The following is a 20,244-nucleotide window of genomic DNA, read 5'->3' as shown; positions in this document are numbered from 1 at the left end:
GCTGTTAAGGCCGGTTTTGGAAGTTGGCAAGGCATTTGATCAGCAAACGTAGAACTAATTGACAGCGATGAAACGCAGCTATTTGGGCGAGTTTGAAGAAATCGTATTACTCACCGTGGCCGTCATGGAAGGCGGGGCGTATGGCGTTGCGATCACCCACGAAATCAGCGAGCAGACCGGTCGTGCGGTGCGGTTGAATCAGGTCCACGCGGCTCTGGAGCGCCTGGAAGACAAAGGCATGCTGAAATCGGAAATGGGCGAACCCACTGCCGAGCGTGGGGGACGACGGAAGCGCCTGTTTACGGTGACGGCCTATGGCCGCCGGACGTTGCAGGAAATTCAGGAAGTCCGCGTCAGCTTCTGGGCGCGTTTGTTGAATCCGTTTAAACCAGTCACGAGTGTTTAAATGAAAATGATAAAATATCGAATACTGAATAATGAATAACGAATATTGAACGCCGGGCGCTGGCGAAGCCACTTCATAATTCGGTGTTTAATATTCAGTATTCAATATTAAAAAATTATATGAAACCGCCCCGCTTAGCCGACCAACTGCTCGAACTCTTTTGCGCTCCCCATCGGCTGGAGGAGGTGCAGGGCGATTTGCACGAGGAGTTCGATTATCAGGTGAGACGGATCGGCGAACGACGGGCCAGAATACGGTATTGGCGGGATGTGCTGGGCTTTCTGAAACCCCCGGCTGGATGGCCGTTCGCCATTAAACGAAAAGAAACTGCGTATTCAACAACTCATACGATGAACCCAACCATGATCAGCAATTATTTCAAAATCGCCCGGCGGAATTTAATTAAAAACCATACCTACGCCTTAATCAATGTCACGGGCCTGGCGTTGGGCATTGGCGCTGCGCTGCTGATTTTTTCGCTCGTTCGCTACCACCATACCATCGATACACACCACCAGAAATACGCTTCTATTTACCGGGTAACCACCGAGTTTGTTACGCCCGAAGGCAATTTTAACGTAACTGGCGTTCCTTACGAACTGGGGAAAGCCCTTCGAAATGACCATCCGGATATCGAAAATCTGGCGATGATCGAGCTCTACCGGGATCCTTTGGTGGCCATTCCCATAGCCAATGAACCCGACCGAAAGTTTAAAGACGCTCACAAAATGGGAGCCTTTGTGCAGCCTTCCTATTTTAAAATTTTCGATTACGAGTGGCTGGCTGGCGGACCATCGGGACTGGCTCAACCCAATACGGTAGTTCTCAGTGCTGAAAATGCCACCAGGTACTTTGGGACAACGCAGGTACTTGGCAGAATCATTAAAATCAATGCAACCTTGAATGCCCGAATTGTTGGGGTGTTTAAAGACTACCGGGATAACACTGACTTCGCCTATTCTCTAATGGCATCCTGGGCCAGTTTGCCCGAATTTCATGACCGCCCGCTGAACGTAGATTTTGATAACATCGACAGTGGTACGCAGTGCTTTGTGAGCCTGAATAGCCACTTTACGAAAGCCGACTGGGATCGGCAGATGCTGGCTTTTGTGAAAAAATACAAACCGCACGGCGTTAAAGACACCCGGTTTCCGATGCAGCCTCTGCGGGATATTCATTTCTCGACCGAAACCGGTGGCGTCAGCTCGGGCTTGATCTGGTCATTGTTTGCCATCGGTATTTTTCTGCTCATCACGGCCTGCATCAACTTTGTCAATCTGGCCACGGCGCAGGCCCTGAATCGCTCCCGGGAAGTGGGCGTCCGGAAAGTACTGGGCAGTACGCGACTCCAATTATTCTGGCAATTCATGGGAGAAACCGCCTTGTTAACGCTCACAGCCACGGCCATTGCCCTCCTGTTTTTCCAGCTTGGTCAGCAGTTGGCTCAGGAATATTTACACGGTGTCTTCCGGTTCACTTTCTATTACGATCCATCCGTCATTGGCTGGTTGGTACTGATCGTGGCTGGGATCATTTTTCTGTCCGGTTTTTATCCCGCTCTGGTGCTGACGGGCTTCAAACCGGCCTTAGCGCTGGCCGGACGGATCACCTCCCGGCAAGTGGGTGGTTTTTCCATACGCCGGAGTCTGGTCGTCACCCAGTTTGCCATTTCACAGATGCTGATTGTGGGTATGATCGTGGTTGCCAATCAGTTGCAGTACATTCAAACGAAAGACCTCGGTTTCCGGCAAAAGGCCATCCTCACGGTTCGATTGCCTTCGTCACCCCAACAGGATGTCGGCAAAATGGCGAACTTCCGCCACCGGGCTATGGCCATTCCCGAGGTCGAAAAATTGAGTTATTCCATGAGCGGCCCACCCCAAACGGGCTGGATCAGCCAGACGGTTATCAAATTCGACACCCGCCCCGAACCGGAAAAATTTACACCCCAGCAAAAGTATATCGATGCCGCTTACGTCGACCTGTATGGGTTGAAACTGGTGGCCGGGCGGAATCTTCAGGCCGCCGATACGTCCCGGGAAGCTTTGGTCAATGAAACGTTCGTCAAGCAGTTGGGCATTCGTAATCCAGCCCTGGTGCTGGGAAAAATCCTGCATACGTCCCGAAAACTGGAAATCGTGGGCGTTGTGAAAGACTTCAATGAGCGCGATCTGAAAAGTGGAATTTTTCCGCTCTTCATGACCACCCGGGCGACCAATTATTATTACGCCAGTCTGCAGTTACACAACGGTAATTTTGAGCAGGTCATCCGCCAACTGGAAAAAGAGTATAACCAGGTCTATCCCGACAGTTATTTCACCGCGCAATTTGTCGATGAGCAATTGCAGGAAAACTATGTACAGGAGCAAACGATGGCAAATCTGGTCAATTTCTTCGCCGGAATTGCCGTGGTGATCGGTTGTCTGGGGCTGTATGGACTGGTGTTGTTTATGGCCGCTCAGAAAACGAAGGAAATCGGCGTCCGCAAGGTGCTGGGAGCCAGCATCACTAACATCCTGTGGCTGTTTGGAAAGGAGTTCGCCCGGCTGATTGCCGTGGCCTTCGTGGTCGCGACGCCCGTGGCGTGGTGGGTGATGACGCACTGGTTGCAGGATTTTGCCTATAAAATCGACATCGGTCCCGGTATTTTTGGAATAGCCCTGCTGGCCACCGTTCTCGTGGCGGCCCTGACGGTTAGTTTTCAGAGCGTCAAAGCCGCTTTGATGAATCCGGTGAAAAGCCTGAAAAGTGAATAAGTTGAATATCGAATAATGAATATTGAATATCGAAATCAACTTCCAGAAGCCTAAGCCCACACTTCATTATTCGTTATTCAATATTCAGCATTCGATATTAAAAAATACCATGAAACCACCCCAACTCGCCGACCGCCTTTTGGAACTCTTCTGCGCTCCCCACCGGCTGGAGGAGGTGCAGGGCGATTTGCACGAGGAGTTTCAATACCAGCTTCGGCGGGTGGGGAAACAGAGAGCGAGGAGGTGGTATTGGTGGGGTGTGCTGGGTTTTCTGAAACCCCCGGCTGGATGGCCCCCGGCTGGATGGCCGTTCGCCATCAAACGACAAAAGACTGACGATTCAACAATGCATCTAATGAACACAACGATGATCAGCAACTATTTTAAAATCGCCCGGCGCAACCTGGTTCGCAACAAAGCGTTTTCGGCCATCAACATCCTCGGGCTGGCCCTCGGCATGGCGTGCAGCCTGCTTATTCTGCTGTGGGTGCAGGACGAACGCAGCGTCGACGGTTTTCACGCCAACGGCGACCGGCTTTTTCAGATCTACGAGCGCGGTTTTTATGACGGCAAGGTGGAAGCCTCCTATTACACGCAGGGCCTGCTGGCGGAGGAATTAAAACGCGTGGTTCCGGAAGTGGAACGGGCCAGCGGTCTGGAGCAAAGCCGGACGGTTACCTTTGAAGTGGGCGGGAAAATCAGCAAGGCCGATGGATCGTTTGCGGGTGCCGACTTCTTCAGCATGTTCAGTTATCCGCTGGTGCAGGGAACCCCCGAAACCGCCTTGAACACGCCGGAAGGCATCGCCATTTCGCGGAAAATGGCCGAACTGTTTTTTGAAAAACCGGAGAATGCCGTCGGCCGGACGATTCGCTACGAGAACCGGGACGACCTGATGGTGACGGCGGTGTTCGAGAACCTGCCCGCCAACTCGTCGCAGCAGTTTGATTTTTTGCGGAGCTGGAAAGCGTATGTGAAAGAAAACCAGTGGGTGAATAACTGGAGCAACACGAGCCCTTTTACGTTCGTGCAGCTTCGTCCGGGAGCCGATCCGGCGAAAGTCGAGGCCAAAATCAAAGAGTTCATCTACCAATATATGACGAAAACCGCCGGATCACATACCGAACTGGCCTTGCAGCCATATCCCGAAAAGTACCTGAACGCGACCTTTAAAAACGGTCAGGTCGATGGCGGGCGGATCGACTACGTGCGGCTTTTCAGTGTCGTGGCGGTTTTTATTCTGCTCATTGCCTGCATCAATTTCATGAACCTGGCCACGGCCCGCTCCACCAAACGGGCGAAGGAGGTGGGCGTTCGGAAGGTAGTCGGGGCGGTTCGTTCCGCCTTGATCGGGCAGTTTATGGGCGAGGCCATTCTGCTCACGTTTTTCGCGGTGGTGCTGGCGGTGATGCTGGTGCTCATTCTCTTGCCCGCCTTTAATGAGCTGACCGGAAAGCGCCTGTTTCTGCCGTTTGGACAACCGGTTTTCTGGGCCAGTCTCGTCGGCCTTCTGCTCCTGACCGGCCTGGTGTCGGGGAGTTACCCGGCCCTGTTTCTGTCTTCCATGAATCCGATCCGGGCTTTGAAAGGACGGATGCTGTCGGCGCGTCTGGGATTTGGCGCAACGTTTTTCCGGAAAAGTCTGGTGGTTTTTCAGTTTTCGCTTTCCATGATTCTCATCGTGGGCATGATCGTGATTTATCGCCAAATGGGCTACATTCAGTCGAAAAACATCGGGTATGACCGTGAAAATCTGCTTTACATTCCCATCGAGGGGGATTTGGTTCAGAAATACAATCTGTTCAAAGACGAAGCCGCGAAACAGCCGGGCATCCTGACCATTTCGAGGATGAAGGAATCGCCTACCCTGATTGACCACCACCGGGGCGACATCGAATGGGTTGGCAAAGAGCCGAATTTGTCGGTGCCGTTTGCCGACGCGGTGGTGGGTTTCGACTTCCTGAAAACCATGAACCTGAAACTGGCCGAAGGGCGCGATTTTTCCCGCGAATTCGGCACCGATTCGGCCAGCTACCTCGTCAATGAAGCGGCTGTTCGGAAAATTGGCTACAAAAACCCGATCGGAAAGTCGATGTGGTGGGGAAACCGGGAGGGCAAGATCATCGGGGTTTTGAAAGATTTCCACTTCAATTCCATGCATCAGGCCATCGAACCGCTGATTGTCCGGCTGGACGAACAGCAGAAATGGGGCAGTATTCTGGTTCGGACCGAAGCCGGGAAAACCCGGGAAGCGCTGGCCAGTCTCGAAAAAATCTGCAAAGAACTGAATCCCAATTTTCCGTTTACCTACCAGTTTTCGGATCTGGAATACGCCAAATTATACCACAGCGAACAGGTGGTCAGCCAGCTCGCCAATGCCTTTGCTTTTCTGGCTATTTTCATCTCGTGCCTGGGTTTGTTTGGGCTGGCGGCTTTTATGGCCGAGCAGCGCACGAAAGAAATCGGCGTTCGCAAGGTGCTGGGCGCTTCGGTTCCCAACATCGTGGTTCTGCTGTCGGCCAACTTCCTGAAACCCGTTGCTCTGGCCATGCTTATCGCCTTTCCCGTTGCCGGGTATGCCATGAACCAGTGGCTGCAAGGCTTTGCGTATCAGGTTGATCTCGCGTGGTGGGTCTTCGCGCTGGCGGGTTTGCTGACGGTGGTAATCGCGCTGCTAACCGTCAGTTTCCAGAGCGTCAAAGCCGCTTTGATGGATCCGGTGAAGAGTCTGAAAAGTGAATAAGAAGAGAATTGAACAAGAAGAGAATATCGAATACTGAATATTGAATAACGAAGTGGCTCTGTGGACGACATTTCGGCGTTCGTTACCGCGGGGGCGGCCCCGTCAGTGTTCGTTATTTGTTATTCAATATTCGCTATTAACACATTATGACCCCTCCCCCCCTCGCCGACCATCTCCTCAAACTCTTCTGCGCCCCCGACCGGCTGGAGGAGGTGCAGGGCGATTTGCACGAGGAGTTTCAGTACCAGCTTCGGCGGGTGGGCGTCCGGCGGGCCAGATGGCGGTATTGGTGGGATGTGCTGGGGTTTTTGCTATCGTTTGCGCTTAAAAGAAAGTCAATTGAGTATTCAACAACGCATCTAACAAACCCGACGATGATTCAGAATTACTTCAAAATTGCCTGGCGGAATCTCTGGCGGAAAAAGGCGTTTTCGTCCATCAACATCGCCGGTTTGGCCGTCGGTCTGGCCACCTGTCTGCTCATTGTCCTGTTTGTGCAGGACGAGCTGAGTTACGACCGCTACAACGCGAAAGCCGACCGGATTTTTCGCATGACGCTGCAGGGCAGTATTGGCGGCAAGGAACTCGATATCGCCTATGCGCCCGCCCCCGCCGGACCCGCCATTCAACACGATTATCCGGGTGTGGAAGCTTTTACCCGCCTGGAAGAACAAGGGACGTTTGTGATCAAATACGGCAACGAACGGTTCAAGGAAGAACGGGTGGTGTTTACGGATTCCAGTTTTTTTACGATTTTTTCGATCCCACTGTTGAAAGGAAACCGCCAGACGGTTTTGACCGAACCCAATACCGTCGTTCTCACCGAATCGACCGCCCGGAAGTATTTTGGCACTCAGAACCCCGTCGGCAAAAGCCTGACGATGGGAACGATGGGCCTTTTTCGGGTAACGGGGGTTTGCCGGGATGTGCCGTCCAACTCGCATTTTCATTACGACTTTTTTGGCTCCTACCGCTCGCTCCACGCGCGTGAAAAGTGGCTGTCCAGCGGGGCAAATACGTATTTTCTGCTGCGGGAAGACTATCCGGTTGAGAAGCTGGCGGCTCAAAGTACACAGATGGTCCGGAAGTATCTCGGCCCGGAATTAAAGGAGTTTCTCGGCATGAGCTACGACGAATACCTCCGCAAAGGCGACCGGTTCGAGTTTCAGTTCCAGCCGATTACAGACCTTCACCTGAAGTCGGACCGGGAAGGTGAACTGGAGCCAAACAGCGATGAAAAATACGTTTACATTTTCTCTGCCATTGCGGTTTTTATTCTGATGCTGGCTTGCATCAACTTCATGAACCTGTCGACGGCCGGGTCGGCCAACCGGGCCAGGGAGGTCGGCATTCGCAAGGTGTTGGGGTCGGTGCAGCGGCAGTTGATTCGCCAGTTTCTGGCCGAATCGGTGCTGATCACGTTTCTGGCGTTGCTGGTAGCCTGCGGTTTGGTGATTGTCGTACTGCCGACATTCAATCAGCTGGCCACCAAGACGTTCGGTCTGGATACGCTGTTGAACGTCCGGATGATCACGTACACGCTGGCGGGCTGTCTGGTGGTCGGGTTGCTGGCCGGCAGTTATCCGGCTTTTTTCCTGTCGTCGTTCAAACCGGTTAGCGTGCTGAAAGGCAAACTCGCGTCCGGGGTGCGCAGCGGCTGGTTACGGAATACGCTGGTTACAATCCAGTTCGTCGTTTCCATCGGCATGATCATCGGAACGCTGGTTGTCTATCAACAACTGCGGTTTATTCAGAACAAAAAAGTTGGCTTCGACAAAGAACAGGTGTTGATTCTGCACGATACCTACGTGCTGGGTAACAAACTGAATGCGTTCAAAGCCGAACTGGCGAAGCAATCGCAGGTCGCGAGTGTCAGTCTGGCGGGTTATTTGCCCGCCGGGAATTCCAACAGTGGTTTTGACGGTGTTCGGGATGTGAATGCCCCGGCAGAAACGAGCCCCTATCGGCTGAAAACCTACCGGATCGACGAGCAGTATTTGCCGACCCTGGGCATTCGGCTGGCACTGGGCCGCAATTTCTCCAAAGCGTTTTCGGGCGATAGTGCTGCGGTGCTGGTCAACGAAGCCACCGTTCGGCAATTTGGCTGGAAAAACCCGATTGGGCAGCGCATTGCAACCATGGGCGACGGCAGTCCGGGCGACCGGCACACCTACACGGTTGTCGGCGTAATCAGAGACTTTCATTTTGAGTCCATGCACCAGCACATTGCGCCCCTGATCATGTTGTATGGCGGAGATGGGTACCAGTTGGCCCTGCGCATCCGGACGGAGAATTTACCGGCTTTTCTCAAAACATTGGAACAGAAGTGGAAAGCCGAAACCGATAATCCCTTCTCTTATTCTTTTCTGAATGAGCGGTTTAACAAAATGTACGAGTCCGAACAGCGGATCGGGAAACTGTTTGGCATTTTCGCAGGGCTGGCGGTGGTCATTGCCTGTTTAGGCCTCTTCGGCCTGGTGGCACTCACCACCCTGCAACGAACCAAGGAAATCGGCGTTCGCAAGGTGCTGGGCGCATCGGTTGCCAGCATTGTGGTACTGCTTTCCAGAGACTTTCTGCGGTTGGTAATGATCGCCATCCTGATTGCCACACCGATTGGCTGGTACGCGATGAATCGGTGGCTGGCGGATTTTGCTTATCGGATCGATCTGGAATGGTGGGTGTTCGGGCTGGCCGGTTTTCTGGCGGTGGCCGTTGCGCTGTTAACCGTCAGTTTTCAAAGTATCAAAGCGGCTTTGGTGAATCCGGTGAAGAGTTTGAGAAGCGAATGAAAAATGAAAACTTGAATATCGAATACTGAATGTTGAACACTGAATAACAAAGTGTCGTCCACAGAGCTACTTCATTATTCAGTGTTCAACATTCAGTATTCGATATTAAAAAATATGAAACCGCCCCAACTCGCCGACCAGCTTCTGAAATTCTTCTGTTCTCCCCACCGCCTGGAGGAGATTCAGGGGGATTTGCATGAGGAATATGCCTGGCAGGTGAAACGCATTGGCGAACGGCGGGCGCGGTGGCGGTATTGGTGGGATGTGCTGGGATTTGTAATCCAGTTTGCCGTAAGAAGAAAGTCAAGCAACGATTCAAACACCTCATTAACAAACCCGATGATGATCCGGAATTACGTCAAAATTGCCTGGCGAAACCTGCTTCGCTACCGACTGAACAGCACGCTTACCATCACCGGCTTGGCGCTGGGGCTGGCGTGCGGTTTGCTGATCATTCTCCACGTCAGGGAGGAACTGAGTTACGACAAAGGCTTTACGAAAGCCGACCTTATTTTTCGGATTACCACCGAGAATATCGGTGAGAAAAGCCGGATCTGGGCAGCTACATCGCCCCTTATCGGCGTGGAAATGAAGCAGCAAATTCCTGCTATTCAGACCCTGGCGCGTTTCCACCGTCCCTATCCCGATCGGGTATTCAGTTATGCACCGTCGGGCGGTGAACTTCGGCAGTTTGAGGAGAAACGCGGTTTTTATGCCGATTCGACGGTGGTCGAAGTGTTCGATCTGGCGTTTGTCAAAGGCGATTCACGAACGGCACTGAAACAGGTCGACGGCATCGTGCTGACCGAAGCGACGGCCAAAAAATACTTCGGCGACGACGAACCGCTGGGCAAAGTGATTCAGGATGATCTGGACAAACGCCCGTTGACCGTAACGGGGGTGATCAGCAACTTTTCGTTTCCGACCCACCTGCAATTCGACTACCTGATTTCCATGTCCACCTACTATGGCATTGCTGATAAAGGGTCGCTGGAAAACCGGGGCTGGTCGGGATTTTACAATTACGTGTTGTTGAACCGCAATGCCTCGCTGCCTGAAGTGGAAGCGCGAGTGCCTGCATTTATGGTGAAATTCTACGAGCTTGCGGGCGAAAACCGGAAAGACATTCTGACGGCCCGGAAAACGCACCTTCAGCCCATCACGGCTATTCACCTGCATTCGAAGCTGGAAAAGGAAATGGGGCCGAACAGCGATATTCTGTACGTGTATGTATTTGGGGTGGCCGCTCTGTTCATCTTGCTGGTGGCGTCGGTCAACTTCATCAACATGGCAACGGCGCAGGCTTTTAACCGGCTGAAGGAAGTCGGTGTACGGAAAGTGCTGGGCGCACGAAAAGAACAGTTGGTGAAGCAGTTTCTGGGCGAATCGTTCCTGCTGACGCTAACGGCTGCGGTTTTGGCGCTCCTGCTGTTCCGGCTGGCGATTCCGTTTTATAATGCGCTCACGGCTAAAAACCTTCAGTTTGGACAGTTGTTCAATCCGGCAAACGTCGTTGGGATGCTGCTGCTGGCCGGATTGATCAGCCTGGTTGCCGGCCTGTATCCGGCGTGGTTCATATCGAGTTTTGAGCCGGTTACCTCCCTGAAAGGCAGGAAGAGTTCGGTTTCGTCGGTGACGCTGGTGCGCAAAGGGTTGATCGTTTTCCAGTTTGCGGTCTCGGTTTTCATGATTTTCAGTACCATCGTGGTGTACCGGCAAATGCAGTTTTTCCAGAACAAGAAGCTGGGTTTCGATCAGGAACAGGTCGTGGCCGTAAAACTTTATGGACAGGAAATGCACGAAAAGGTGTCTACGATCCAGAATGAATGGCTGAAAAATTCCGCCATCACGGAGGTTGCCCTGATTTCGGTTCTGCCCGGCGACCGGTTTAGTACCGATATGCTGACCCCGTTAGGAAAAGCCGACGATGCCAGTCAGATGCGGTTTATGTGGGCCGACGAACACATGCTTCCGGTGCTGAAAATTGGCCTGAAAACGGGTCGCAATTTCGGGCGGAAAACCGAAGGTGCTCACTTCCCTTATATTCTGAACGAAGCGGCTGTGAAAGCGCTTAAATTACAGTCGCCGATCGGCCAGAAAATGGTTTCACTGGGTGATACGGGCGAGATTGTGGGCGTTGTCAATGATTTTCATTTTGCTTCCCTGCATAACGCCGTCGAGCCGCTGGTGATTGTTCAGCATCCCGGTCAAGCCAACTACTTTTTACTGAAAATAAAAGGCGATCAATGGCCCGAAACGGTCCAGTTTGCGCAATCGACCCTGGCTCGTTTATCGCCCAAAAGCCTGTTTAGCTACACATTTCTGGACGAAAAACTGGCCCGGCTCTACGATTCAGAACAACGCGTGGGCCATGTGCTGACGGTTTTTGCGGTTTTTGCGATTTTTATTTCCTGCCTAGGCCTGTTTGGTTTATCGGCCTACGCGGCTCAACTGCGCATCAAGGAAGTCGGGATTCGCAAGGTGTTGGGGGCAACGGTTTCGGGCGTGGTTCTTCTGCTGTCCAGAGACTTTCTCCGCCTGGTGATCATCGCAGCATTGCTGGCTTCACCGCTGGCCTGGTGGGCGATGAGCCGCTGGCTGGAAGGGTTTGCGTACGCCATTGAGATGGAGTGGTGGATGCTCGTTTTGACGGCTGGTTTGGCGGTTTCAGTGGCCGTGCTGACGATCAGTTTCCAGAGTATCAAAGCCGCGCTGATGAATCCGGTGAAGAGTTTGAAAAGTGAATAAAATAAGTAATGAATATTGAATATTGAATATTGAATATTGAATATTGAATAGCAAATATTGAATAACGAAGTATAAAATCGAAAGCAAGGCGCTCACTTCAATATTCAACATTCAATATTCGTTATTGACCCCTTCAATAATTATCCTAACCGTTCTGCCTTATATGATTCGAAATTACCTGAAAATCGCTGTTCGAAACCTGGTTAACAACAAGGCATATTCCATTATCAACATTGGCGGACTGGCGGTAGGAATGGCCATTGCCATGCTGATTGGGTTGTGGATGCATGACGAACTGTCGTTCAATACTTCCCATCAAAACTACGACCGGATTGCGCAGGTCATGCACCGGCAAACCCTCAACAGCGAGGTGAAAACCGGGCAGGGCGTTCCGATTCCGCTGGCTGCTGCGCTGCGTACCCACTACGGAAGTGAATTCAAGCACATTCTGTTGTCGTCGTGGACCACCCGGCATGTTCTGACGTTTGGCGATGCCAAATTTACCAAAACCGGTAATTTCATGTCGCCGGAAACGCCGGAGGTGTTGTCGTTAAAAATGCTGAAAGGTACGCAGGCGGGTTTGAAAGAACCGGCTTCCATTCTATTGTCCGAATCGACCGCCAAAGCGCTATTCGGAGATGGAGATGCGATGAATAAGCTGGTGAAAATCGACAACAAACTGGACGTAAAAGTCACCGGAGTGTACGAAGATTTGCCGGATAATACCGACTTTCAGCCCCTGCGGTTTGTGGCTCCCTGGGATTTATACGTGGCCTCGACAGACTGGGTAAAAGCCGCGCAGGATCAGCCTGAATGGGGCAATAACTCGTTTCAGATTTTCGTCCAGCTTGCCGACAAGGCCGATCTGGCCCGTGTGTCCGAAAAAATAAAACCAATTAAAACCGATCTGGGCGACAAAGAAGAGTTGAAGTTCAAACCCGAAATTTTCCTGCATCCCATGAGCCGCTGGCATCTGTATTCGGAATGGACCAACGGCCTTAGCGCGGGTGGTCGCATTCAGTTTGTCTGGCTTTTCGGGATCATCGGCACCTTTGTTTTGGTGCTGGCCTGCATCAATTTCATGAATCTGGCGACGGCCCGCTCCGAAAAACGGGCGAAGGAGGTTGGTATCCGGAAGGCCATTGGCTCGGCCCGGTGGCAGTTGATCAGCCAGTTTTTCAGCGAATCACTGCTGGTCGTCACCATCGCATTTGGGGTTTCGCTGCTGCTGGCGCAGCTTCTTTTGCCGGTTTTCAACGACGTGGCCGACAAAAAAATGGTTCTTTTATGGTCATCTCCCTGGTTTTGGGCCGCCGGACTCGGGTTTAGCTTGCTGACGGGTTTGCTGGCCGGCAGTTATCCCGCCTTTTACCTGTCATCTTTCCAGCCGATCAAAACGCTCAAAGGAGCCCGGTTTCGGGTGGGGCGGATGGCGGCCCTTCTCCGGCAGGTGCTGGTCGTATTGCAGTTTACGGTTTCGATCACGCTGATGATCGGGACGGTGGTGGTGTATCGCCAGGTCCTGCACGCTAAAAACCGGCCGATTGGCTACACGCGGGAAGGACTGGTGTCGATGCACGTCAGCACGCCGGATCTGCACGATCACTACGATGCGGTTCGGGATGCGTTGCTGAAAACCGGTGCGGTCACCGCACTGGCCGAATCGCAAAGCCCCACCACGGACGTCTGGTCGAACAATACCGGTTTTACCTGGGCTGGTAAAAGCCCCGGTTTGCAGGCCGATTTTGCAACCGTTGGTGTCTCCCACGACTTCGGAAAAACGGTTGGCTGGCAGTTTGTCGACGGACGGGATTTTTCCCGGGCCTTCGCCAGCGATTCGTCCGGGTTTGTGCTCAACGAAACGGCCGCCCAGTTTATGGGGCTGAAACACCCGGTGGGCGAAACCGTTCAATGGAACGACCGGCGTTTTAAAGTCATCGGGGTGGTGAAAGACATGCTCATGTCGTCGCCCTACGAACCGGTTAAACAAACGATCTATTTTATCCCCAGACGGGCCGGTAATTTTGTGACGATCCGCATCCATCCCGGTTCCAGTGCAAATGCGGCTCTGACGACGATTGAAGCGGTCGTTAAAAAATACAGCCCTACGGCGCCTTTTGACTATGATTTTGTCGATGCCGAGTTTGCGCTCAAGTTTGCCACTGAAGAGCGCATTGGAAAACTGGCTTCCTTTATTACCGCATTGGCTATTTTTATTTCCTGTCTGGGTCTGTTTGGGTTAGCGTCTTTTATGGCCGAACAACGAACCAAAGAAATCGGTATTCGCAAGGTTTTGGGCGCGTCGGTCACCAACCTCTGGGGGTTATTATCGAAAGATTTCGTGGTGCTGGTCATTATTTCGTGCCTGATTTCGGCGCCCATCGCGTACTATTTTCTGGATGAGTGGTTGCAGAAATACGAATACCGGACGGAGCTATCCGGGTGGATATTCATCGCTGCCGGATTGGGCGCATTGGGGCTTACGGTATTGACGGTCAGTTATCAGGCGATTAAAGCGGCCTTGACGAATCCGGTGAAGAGTCTGAGAAGCGAATGAAAAATGAAAGCTTGAATAGCGAATATTAAATGCTGAATAACGAATATCGAAGTGACTCCGCTGTCTACCCTTCGATATTCGATATTCGATATTCGTTATTCAGCATTCAATATTTGCTATTAAAACCTTATGAAACCACCCCAACTCGCCGACCAGCTTCTGAAATTCTTCTGTTCTGCCCACCGCCTGGAGGAGATTCAGGGCGATTTGCACGAGGAGTTTGACTTTCAGGTGAAACGCATTGGCGAACGGCGGGCCAGATGGCGGTATTGGTGGGATGTGCTGGGATTTGTAAGGCCCCGGCCGGGCCGACGTTCGGCCGGATGGCCATTTGCCGGAAAGCACAAATCGGATGATTCTTCTTTAATTTTTATTCTAAACCCAACTATGCTCAGCAATTACCTCCTCATTTCCCTGCGGAACCTCTGGCGCAACCGGCTTTCGAGCACCATCAGTACGGTTGGATTAGCCGTCGGTCTGGCGAGTGGCCTGATGATTTTTCTGCTGGTCGACTGGCTGTTCAGTTTCGACCGCTATCACGCCAAAGCCGACCGAACCTACTGGGTCGTGACAGACATCCGGCACGATAACGTGGTTCCGAGCGATGCCACGCCCCGACCGCTGGGCGATGTGCTGCGCCGGGATTATCCGTTTGTGGAAACCGCCGTCCGTCTGGAACTGGCGTTTCGGAAAATCATCGGGATACCGGACGGAAAAGGCGGTTTGGCAAAGAAGTTCGAAGAGTCGCGCAACATCGGTTTTGTCGAACCGCAATATTTTGAGGTATTCAGAACGGAATGGATGAAGGGAAGTCCGAAAACCGCTCTGAACGCGCCCAACACGGTTGTTTTATCGGAACGCTACGCCCACAAATACTTCGACGACGCCGACCCGATTGGCCGCACACTGCGGTTTGATAACCAGACGAACCTAACCGTTACGGGTGTCATTAAAAACCCGCCCTCCAATACCAAGCTGCCCCTGGAGATGCTGGTTTCCTACGCGACTTTTCCCGTGTTAACGGGCGATTTACACGCCATGCAACGCTGGGATGCGCCCGCTGCCCTGTGTTTTGTAACCCTTCGGAAAGGGGCTTCCGTTGCCCGGTTGACTCAGGCCTTTCCGACCATTCGCCGGAAGTACCTAGCCGGGCCGGAAGCGAAACGGCTTGATTTTCGAGCCTTGCCCCTGAGCGACCTGAATCACAATCCACAATACGGCGGCCATGCTCCGCGCTCTATTCTGTATGCGCTGATCATCCTGGGTGTATTTCTGGTCGGGGCTGCCTGTATCAATTTCGTCAACGTCGCCACGGCCCGCGCCATCAAACGGTCGAAAGAAGTGGGCGTTCGGAAAGCCATCGGGAGCACGCGCGGGCAGTTGATTGGCCAGTTTCTGACCGAAACCACCCTGGTGGTGCTGGCGGCAGTCGGGCTGGCCCTGCTGTTGATCCAGCTCAACCTGCCCCTGTTGAACACGGCCCTGGCGAAACTAAACGCGGATCTCTCGGTGCTGAATGTGTTTCGGCCCGACGCGTTGTGGTGGTTTGTCGGTCTGATTCTGGCGGTTATTCTGCTGGCAGGTTTCTACCCAGCCCTGATTCTGTCGCGGTTCAATCCCGTGATGGCGTTGCGCGGGCGATTGACGACGCAGCAGGTCGGGGGTGTTTCGGTTCGGCGCGGTCTGGTGGTCGTTCAGTTTTTTATTACGCAACTTTTCGTGATTGGGGCCATCGTCATGACGAGGCAGGTGCAGCACATGCAGCAGGCCGATTTGGGTTTCACGAAAGAATCGGTGCTGACGGTTCCGGTGCCGACTACCAACCCGCTGAAGCAACAGACCCTGCGCGAACAACTGGCTCAACTTCCCGGCATTGAACAGGTGGCGCTGGCGGGCGATCCTCCCGCTTCGTACCGCCGTCCGCCGGTTCCGTTTACCTACGACAGCCATCCGGAACCGGAGAAGTTTCCGGTCAATGTGAAAGTGGGCGACAAAGACTACGTTCCACTGTTCGACCTGAAGCTGGTGGTGGGGCGGAATTTCCTCACCAACGATTCGACGAACAACGAAGTGCTGGTGAATCAGGCCATGATCAAACAACTGGGGTTGCCGACCCCTGCGGCTATTCTGGGCAAACGGCTCACGGTTTTTGGGGGAACCAAAACCGTGGTGGGCGTGGTGAATGATTTTCAGATCGGCAAAGTTCACGGCAGTGTGCCGCCCACGGCTCTGCTCAATTCGCATACGGATTTTGCCATGGCGGCCTTGAAAGTGGCTCCGGGCAACCGGCCCGCTACGGTACAGGCGGTTGAAAAAGCCTGGAATGGGCTGTTTCCCGAAAACGTTTTCAAAGCGGTTTTCGTAGACGAACTGGTGAATGAGTTTTACCTGACCGAACGGATTTTGCTGGGACTGATTCAGGTCTTTTCGCTGGTGGCCATTCTGATCGGGAGTCTGGGCGTCTATGGTTTGGTGGCGTTCATGGCCGAATCGAAAACGAAGGAAATCGGAGTCCGGAAAGTGCTTGGAGCCACTCAGTCTCAGCTTCTGTGGCTGTTTGGCCGGGAGTTTGGCAAGCTGGTTTTGCTGGGCTTTCTGGTGGCCGCTCCACTGGGCTGGTGGCTGATGACCCACTGGCTCCGGGGCTACGAATACCGGATTGAACTGAGCTGGTGGATTTTTGCGCTGGCCGCGCTGCTGACTGCGGGTATCACACTGCTCACGGTGTCTTATGAGTCTGTCAAAGCCGCTTTCAGGAACCCGGTGAAGTCGCTGCGTTCCGAATGACGCAAGCACGCAAGGATTACGGAAAGAGCCTGCTGTCTGGCTCAATTTTTGCCGTAATCAGATACTTACTTCTTTGTAGGCCAGAGTTCTACAGGCCTGCAAATGGGGTACTCAGCGTGTATGATTTTTCAGGATGAAACCGTTCGGGCACAACAACTGGAGAGTTTTCAGGACGTCATCCCGGTTGCGGTGTTGTATTGCCAGCCTATCGTTCAAAACAACCAGGTAGCCGACTTTCGCTACATCTGGGGAAATCATGCTGCCCTGAAGATGTCGGCACTGACGCCCGGCGAGATCGGTCAGACGACGATGCTCCAGGTTTTTCCCAGTTTCGTCGATACGGGTGTTTTCAGCCGGTACGTCCAGGCCTGGGAAACCGGCATTACCCAGCGCTTTGAACGACCACACCCGATTGGCAACACCATCAACTGGGTGGATGTCACGGTGAGCAAAAAATACGAAGGGATCATCATCACCTCCCTCGATATTACCGCGTCCAAACAAGCGCAACTGGCACTGGAGCAACAAACCCAGTTGTTGCAAACGATTGTGGAACATTTACCGGCCGGGCTGACGTTGTTTCACCCGGTTCGGAACGAGGCTGGTGACGTCACCGACTTTCGCTATGCCTTGACCAATCCCGTCAATGCCCGGACGGTAGGGCTCTCCGTCGACCGACTGATCGGCCGCAGCATACTCGATCTCTTCCCTTCGGCCCGCGAACAGGGTTCCTTCGGGCGTCTCGTAGACGTGTTACAAACCGGGATTCCCAAACACTACGAAGCGCATTACCAGGCCGATGGGCTGGATTTGTGGGTAGAAGGCCATCTGACCCGGATTGGCGACGGAGTGTTGCTGACGTATCTGGACAATACGATCCTGCAAAAGCAGCAGCAGGCGTTGCGGGAGCAGGCCGATCTGCTGCACCAGAAAAATGAACAACTGCACCGGATTAATCAGACATTGACCCGGACAAACCAGCGTCTTCAGGGGTTTCAGGCCATTGAGCGGGCCTTGCTCAACCAGAGTTTGACCGAACAGGGCCCCGAAGCAGCCGCCCTTCTGCACGTCCGGGAACTGGTGCCGTGCGAGCAACTGGTGGTTTTCCGGTTTAACGATGCAACGGGCCTGGCGCAGGCCGAAAGTTGGCTGGTTGGCAATGAAATGGCCACCCGGACGGCTGCCGGCTTGCCCGTTCATCTGTTTAAAGTCGAGCCGTTGCTGAATGGACAATCCTGGCTGCTGGATCACCTGCAACCGGATTCTGTGGCTATTCCGCCGGAACTAAACCTGTATAAACGGGGGTTTCGGTCGCTGCTCGTTATTCCGCTGTTCAGCCAGCAGCAATACATCGGCGCTTTTGTGCTGCTGTCGCACACACCCCGGTTTTTTACGGAAGAATACTGCCAGATTGCCGGCGAGGTGGCCAGTCAGCTAGCCATCGTTATCTACCAGCAATACCTGAATGAACGGCTACAACAGCATACCGAACAGCTCGAACAGCGGGTGGCGGAACGAACCCGGGAACTCGGTCAACTCCTGGCCTTGCAAAATGCCATCCTCAAAAATGCCGGGCAGGCCATCATTTCCACCGATACGCAGGGCGTGGTGCTGACGGCAAATCCGGCCGTTGAGCAGGTGTCGGGCTATCGGGCCGACGAACTCATTGGCCGACATCCCCAGACGCGTTTTGACATTTCCGAAGCCCCGGTTCCCATTCTGACCTACCAGGCCGAACTGCCCAGTGCCCCGCCCTCTTTTCTGATTCAGCCGATCCTGCAGGAACAGGGCTATTTTCAGACCGAATGCCTGATTGAGGGCAAAGGCGGAAAGCGGGTTCCGGTTTTGTTGACCACCAGCACGCTACAGAATGAGCAGGGAGAGATTACGGGGTATGTGGGCATGGCGACGGATATTTCGTTGCTCAAGGCGGCTGAAGAAAAACTGAAACAGAAAAACCGGGAGCTGAATACCTTCTTCGTGGGGGCGCTGGACATGCACTGCATCTCCGACAGCCAGGGAAACCTATCGAAAATCAATCAGGCTTTTCAGGTGGCACTGGGGTATACGGAAGCCGAGCTGATGGCTATTCCGTTTTTGCATCTGCTGCATCCCGACGAACAGAAGTTCGTTTTTCAACACCTGTTGACGGGCATTCTGCACCGGCCGGTTCGCAACCAGATTAACCGGTTTCGCAAAAAAGACGGCACCTACCGCATCATCGAGTGGAATGCCATTGGAATTGATAACCTGGTATACGGGTCAGCCCGCGACATTACCCAGCGAAAACTGGCCGAAGATGCCCTGCGGGAGAGCGAACAGCGGTTTCGCGAGATTGCCGAAAACGTGGATGAGGTCTTCTGGATTCACTCGGTGGAGCCGTTCAGGTTGCTGTATATCAATCCGGCGTACGAACGCGTGTTTGGGATTGTACGCCAGAATGCGCTCAAAGGTGAGCACTCTTTTCTGGACACGATTCTGGAAGAAGACCGGGCCGCAACGCTGGCCGAATTTGAAAAATACCGGCAGGGGCAGGAAGTGACGGTTCAGTGCCGGGTGAAAGGCACACACCAGGCGATCCGGTGGCTCCTGATCCGGACGTTCGTTATGAAAGACAACCAGGGCTTGCCGATTCGGTATATCGGGATTGCCAACGACATCACCAGCCAGAAAGAGAAAGAACTGGTGTTGCAGCAATCGCTGGCGCGCGAACAGGAACTCAGCAAGCTAAAATCGCAGGTCGTTTCGACGGCATCGCACGAGTTCCGCACACCCCTGGCCACCATCCAGACCAGTGTCGATTTGATTCGTCTGTATCTGGAACAGCGGCCGGAAACCGCCCGCCCGGCCATTAAAAACTATCTGGAGGTAATTCAGCAGCAGGTTCAAAATTATACCGGTTTGCTCTCGGACATGCTCACCATCGGCAAAATTGAATCGGGCAAAGTGGCTTTCAATCCCCAATGGGTCGATATCCTGGCGTTGTGCCAGCAGATCATCGGCAGTCATTTCAGCCACCAGCCCGACGGGCGAACTGTCCATGTTTCGTTGGGTGGGCCGTCGTCCCGGGCGTATCTGGATGAAAAGCTGATGACCCACGTTTTGGTCAATTTACTGTCCAATGCCTTTAAATTTTCAAAAACCAATCCCGGCTTGGTGATCCGCTTTGAGAAACAGACATTGGTCATCGAGGTCATTGACGAAGGCATCGGCATCCCGGCCACCGAACTTTCTTCCCTCTTTCAAACCTTTTTCCGGGCCAGCAATACGGCCAGCATTCAGGGCACCGGACTCGGTCTGGTGATTGCCCGTCAGTTTGTGGAGCTTCACGGGGGAACGCTCACCGTCGAAAGCCAGGAAACGAAAGGATCAATGTTTACCATCCGGCTGCCGATCGAACCCGACAGTCTTTCTATCCCATCGTCGTAATCCCGCCCTGTTCATTCCCACTTAAA

The 20,244-nt window shown here is 53.2% G+C and carries 8 protein-coding genes; all 8 read left to right on the top strand.

Annotated elements, in window-relative coordinates:
* The first annotated feature begins 67 nt into the window (after positions 1 to 67).
* The 8 genes from ACO064_RS10910 (at position 68) to ACO064_RS10875 (ending at position 20,218) form a co-directional block, all read left to right on the top strand.
* Positions 68 to 406, top strand: coding sequence for a PadR family transcriptional regulator (locus tag ACO064_RS10910; RefSeq protein WP_421827398.1), 339 nt, complete (start codon positions 68 to 70; stop codon positions 404 to 406).
* 119 nt (positions 407 to 525) lie between these two features.
* The gene (locus ACO064_RS10905) at positions 526 to 3,162 is read left to right on the top strand and encodes an FtsX-like permease family protein (protein WP_421827397.1); all 2,637 of its coding nucleotides are present in this window, start codon (positions 526 to 528) and stop codon (positions 3,160 to 3,162) included.
* Between the two features lie 109 nt (positions 3,163 to 3,271).
* Positions 3,272 to 5,905, top strand: a complete 2,634-nt coding sequence (locus tag ACO064_RS10900) for an ABC transporter permease (RefSeq protein ID WP_421827396.1) — start codon at positions 3,272 to 3,274, stop codon at positions 5,903 to 5,905.
* Positions 5,906 to 6,051: 146 nt separating this feature from the next.
* Positions 6,052 to 8,697 carry an ABC transporter permease gene (locus ACO064_RS10895; protein ID WP_421827395.1) on the top strand — a complete coding sequence of 882 codons (2,646 nt, stop codon included), beginning with the start codon at positions 6,052 to 6,054 and terminating at the stop codon, positions 8,695 to 8,697.
* Between the two features lie 114 nt (positions 8,698 to 8,811).
* Positions 8,812 to 11,445 carry a permease prefix domain 2-containing transporter gene (locus tag ACO064_RS10890; protein ID WP_421827394.1) on the top strand — a complete coding sequence of 878 codons (2,634 nt, stop codon included), beginning with the start codon at positions 8,812 to 8,814 and terminating at the stop codon, positions 11,443 to 11,445.
* A gap of 163 nt (positions 11,446 to 11,608) precedes the next feature.
* Positions 11,609 to 14,002 (top strand): ABC transporter permease, encoded by a 2,394-nt coding sequence (locus ACO064_RS10885; RefSeq protein WP_421827393.1) that lies wholly within the window; start codon positions 11,609 to 11,611, stop codon positions 14,000 to 14,002.
* Between the two features lie 129 nt (positions 14,003 to 14,131).
* The gene (locus ACO064_RS10880; protein WP_421827392.1) at positions 14,132 to 16,789 is read left to right on the top strand and encodes an ABC transporter permease; all 2,658 of its coding nucleotides are present in this window, start codon (positions 14,132 to 14,134) and stop codon (positions 16,787 to 16,789) included.
* A gap of 120 nt (positions 16,790 to 16,909) precedes the next feature.
* On the top strand, positions 16,910 to 20,218 hold the full coding sequence (locus tag ACO064_RS10875) for a PAS domain S-box protein (RefSeq protein WP_421827391.1): 3,309 nt from the start codon (positions 16,910 to 16,912) through the stop codon (positions 20,216 to 20,218).
* The last annotated feature ends 26 nt before the right edge of the window (positions 20,219 to 20,244 follow it).

This window comes from Larkinella sp. (assembly GCF_965227735.1).
Taxonomy (GTDB): domain Bacteria; phylum Bacteroidota; class Bacteroidia; order Cytophagales; family Spirosomataceae; genus Larkinella.
This window is presented reverse-complemented; position numbering and strand designations above follow the sequence as displayed.

What these genes read in the sequence shown, in the direction of transcription:
- ACO064_RS10910 (WP_421827398.1), top strand. Translation starts at nt 68, where the DNA reads ATGAAACGCAGCTATTTGGGCGAGTTTGAAGAAATCGTATTACTCACC.
- ACO064_RS10905 (WP_421827397.1), top strand. Translation starts at nt 526, where the DNA reads ATGAAACCGCCCCGCTTAGCCGACCAACTGCTCGAACTCTTTTGCGCT.
- ACO064_RS10900 (WP_421827396.1), top strand. Translation starts at nt 3,272, where the DNA reads ATGAAACCACCCCAACTCGCCGACCGCCTTTTGGAACTCTTCTGCGCT.
- ACO064_RS10895 (WP_421827395.1), top strand. Translation starts at nt 6,052, where the DNA reads ATGACCCCTCCCCCCCTCGCCGACCATCTCCTCAAACTCTTCTGCGCC.
- ACO064_RS10890 (WP_421827394.1), top strand. Translation starts at nt 8,812, where the DNA reads ATGAAACCGCCCCAACTCGCCGACCAGCTTCTGAAATTCTTCTGTTCT.
- ACO064_RS10885 (WP_421827393.1), top strand. Translation starts at nt 11,609, where the DNA reads ATGATTCGAAATTACCTGAAAATCGCTGTTCGAAACCTGGTTAACAAC.
- ACO064_RS10880 (WP_421827392.1), top strand. Translation starts at nt 14,132, where the DNA reads ATGAAACCACCCCAACTCGCCGACCAGCTTCTGAAATTCTTCTGTTCT.
- ACO064_RS10875 (WP_421827391.1), top strand. Translation starts at nt 16,910, where the DNA reads ATGATTTTTCAGGATGAAACCGTTCGGGCACAACAACTGGAGAGTTTT.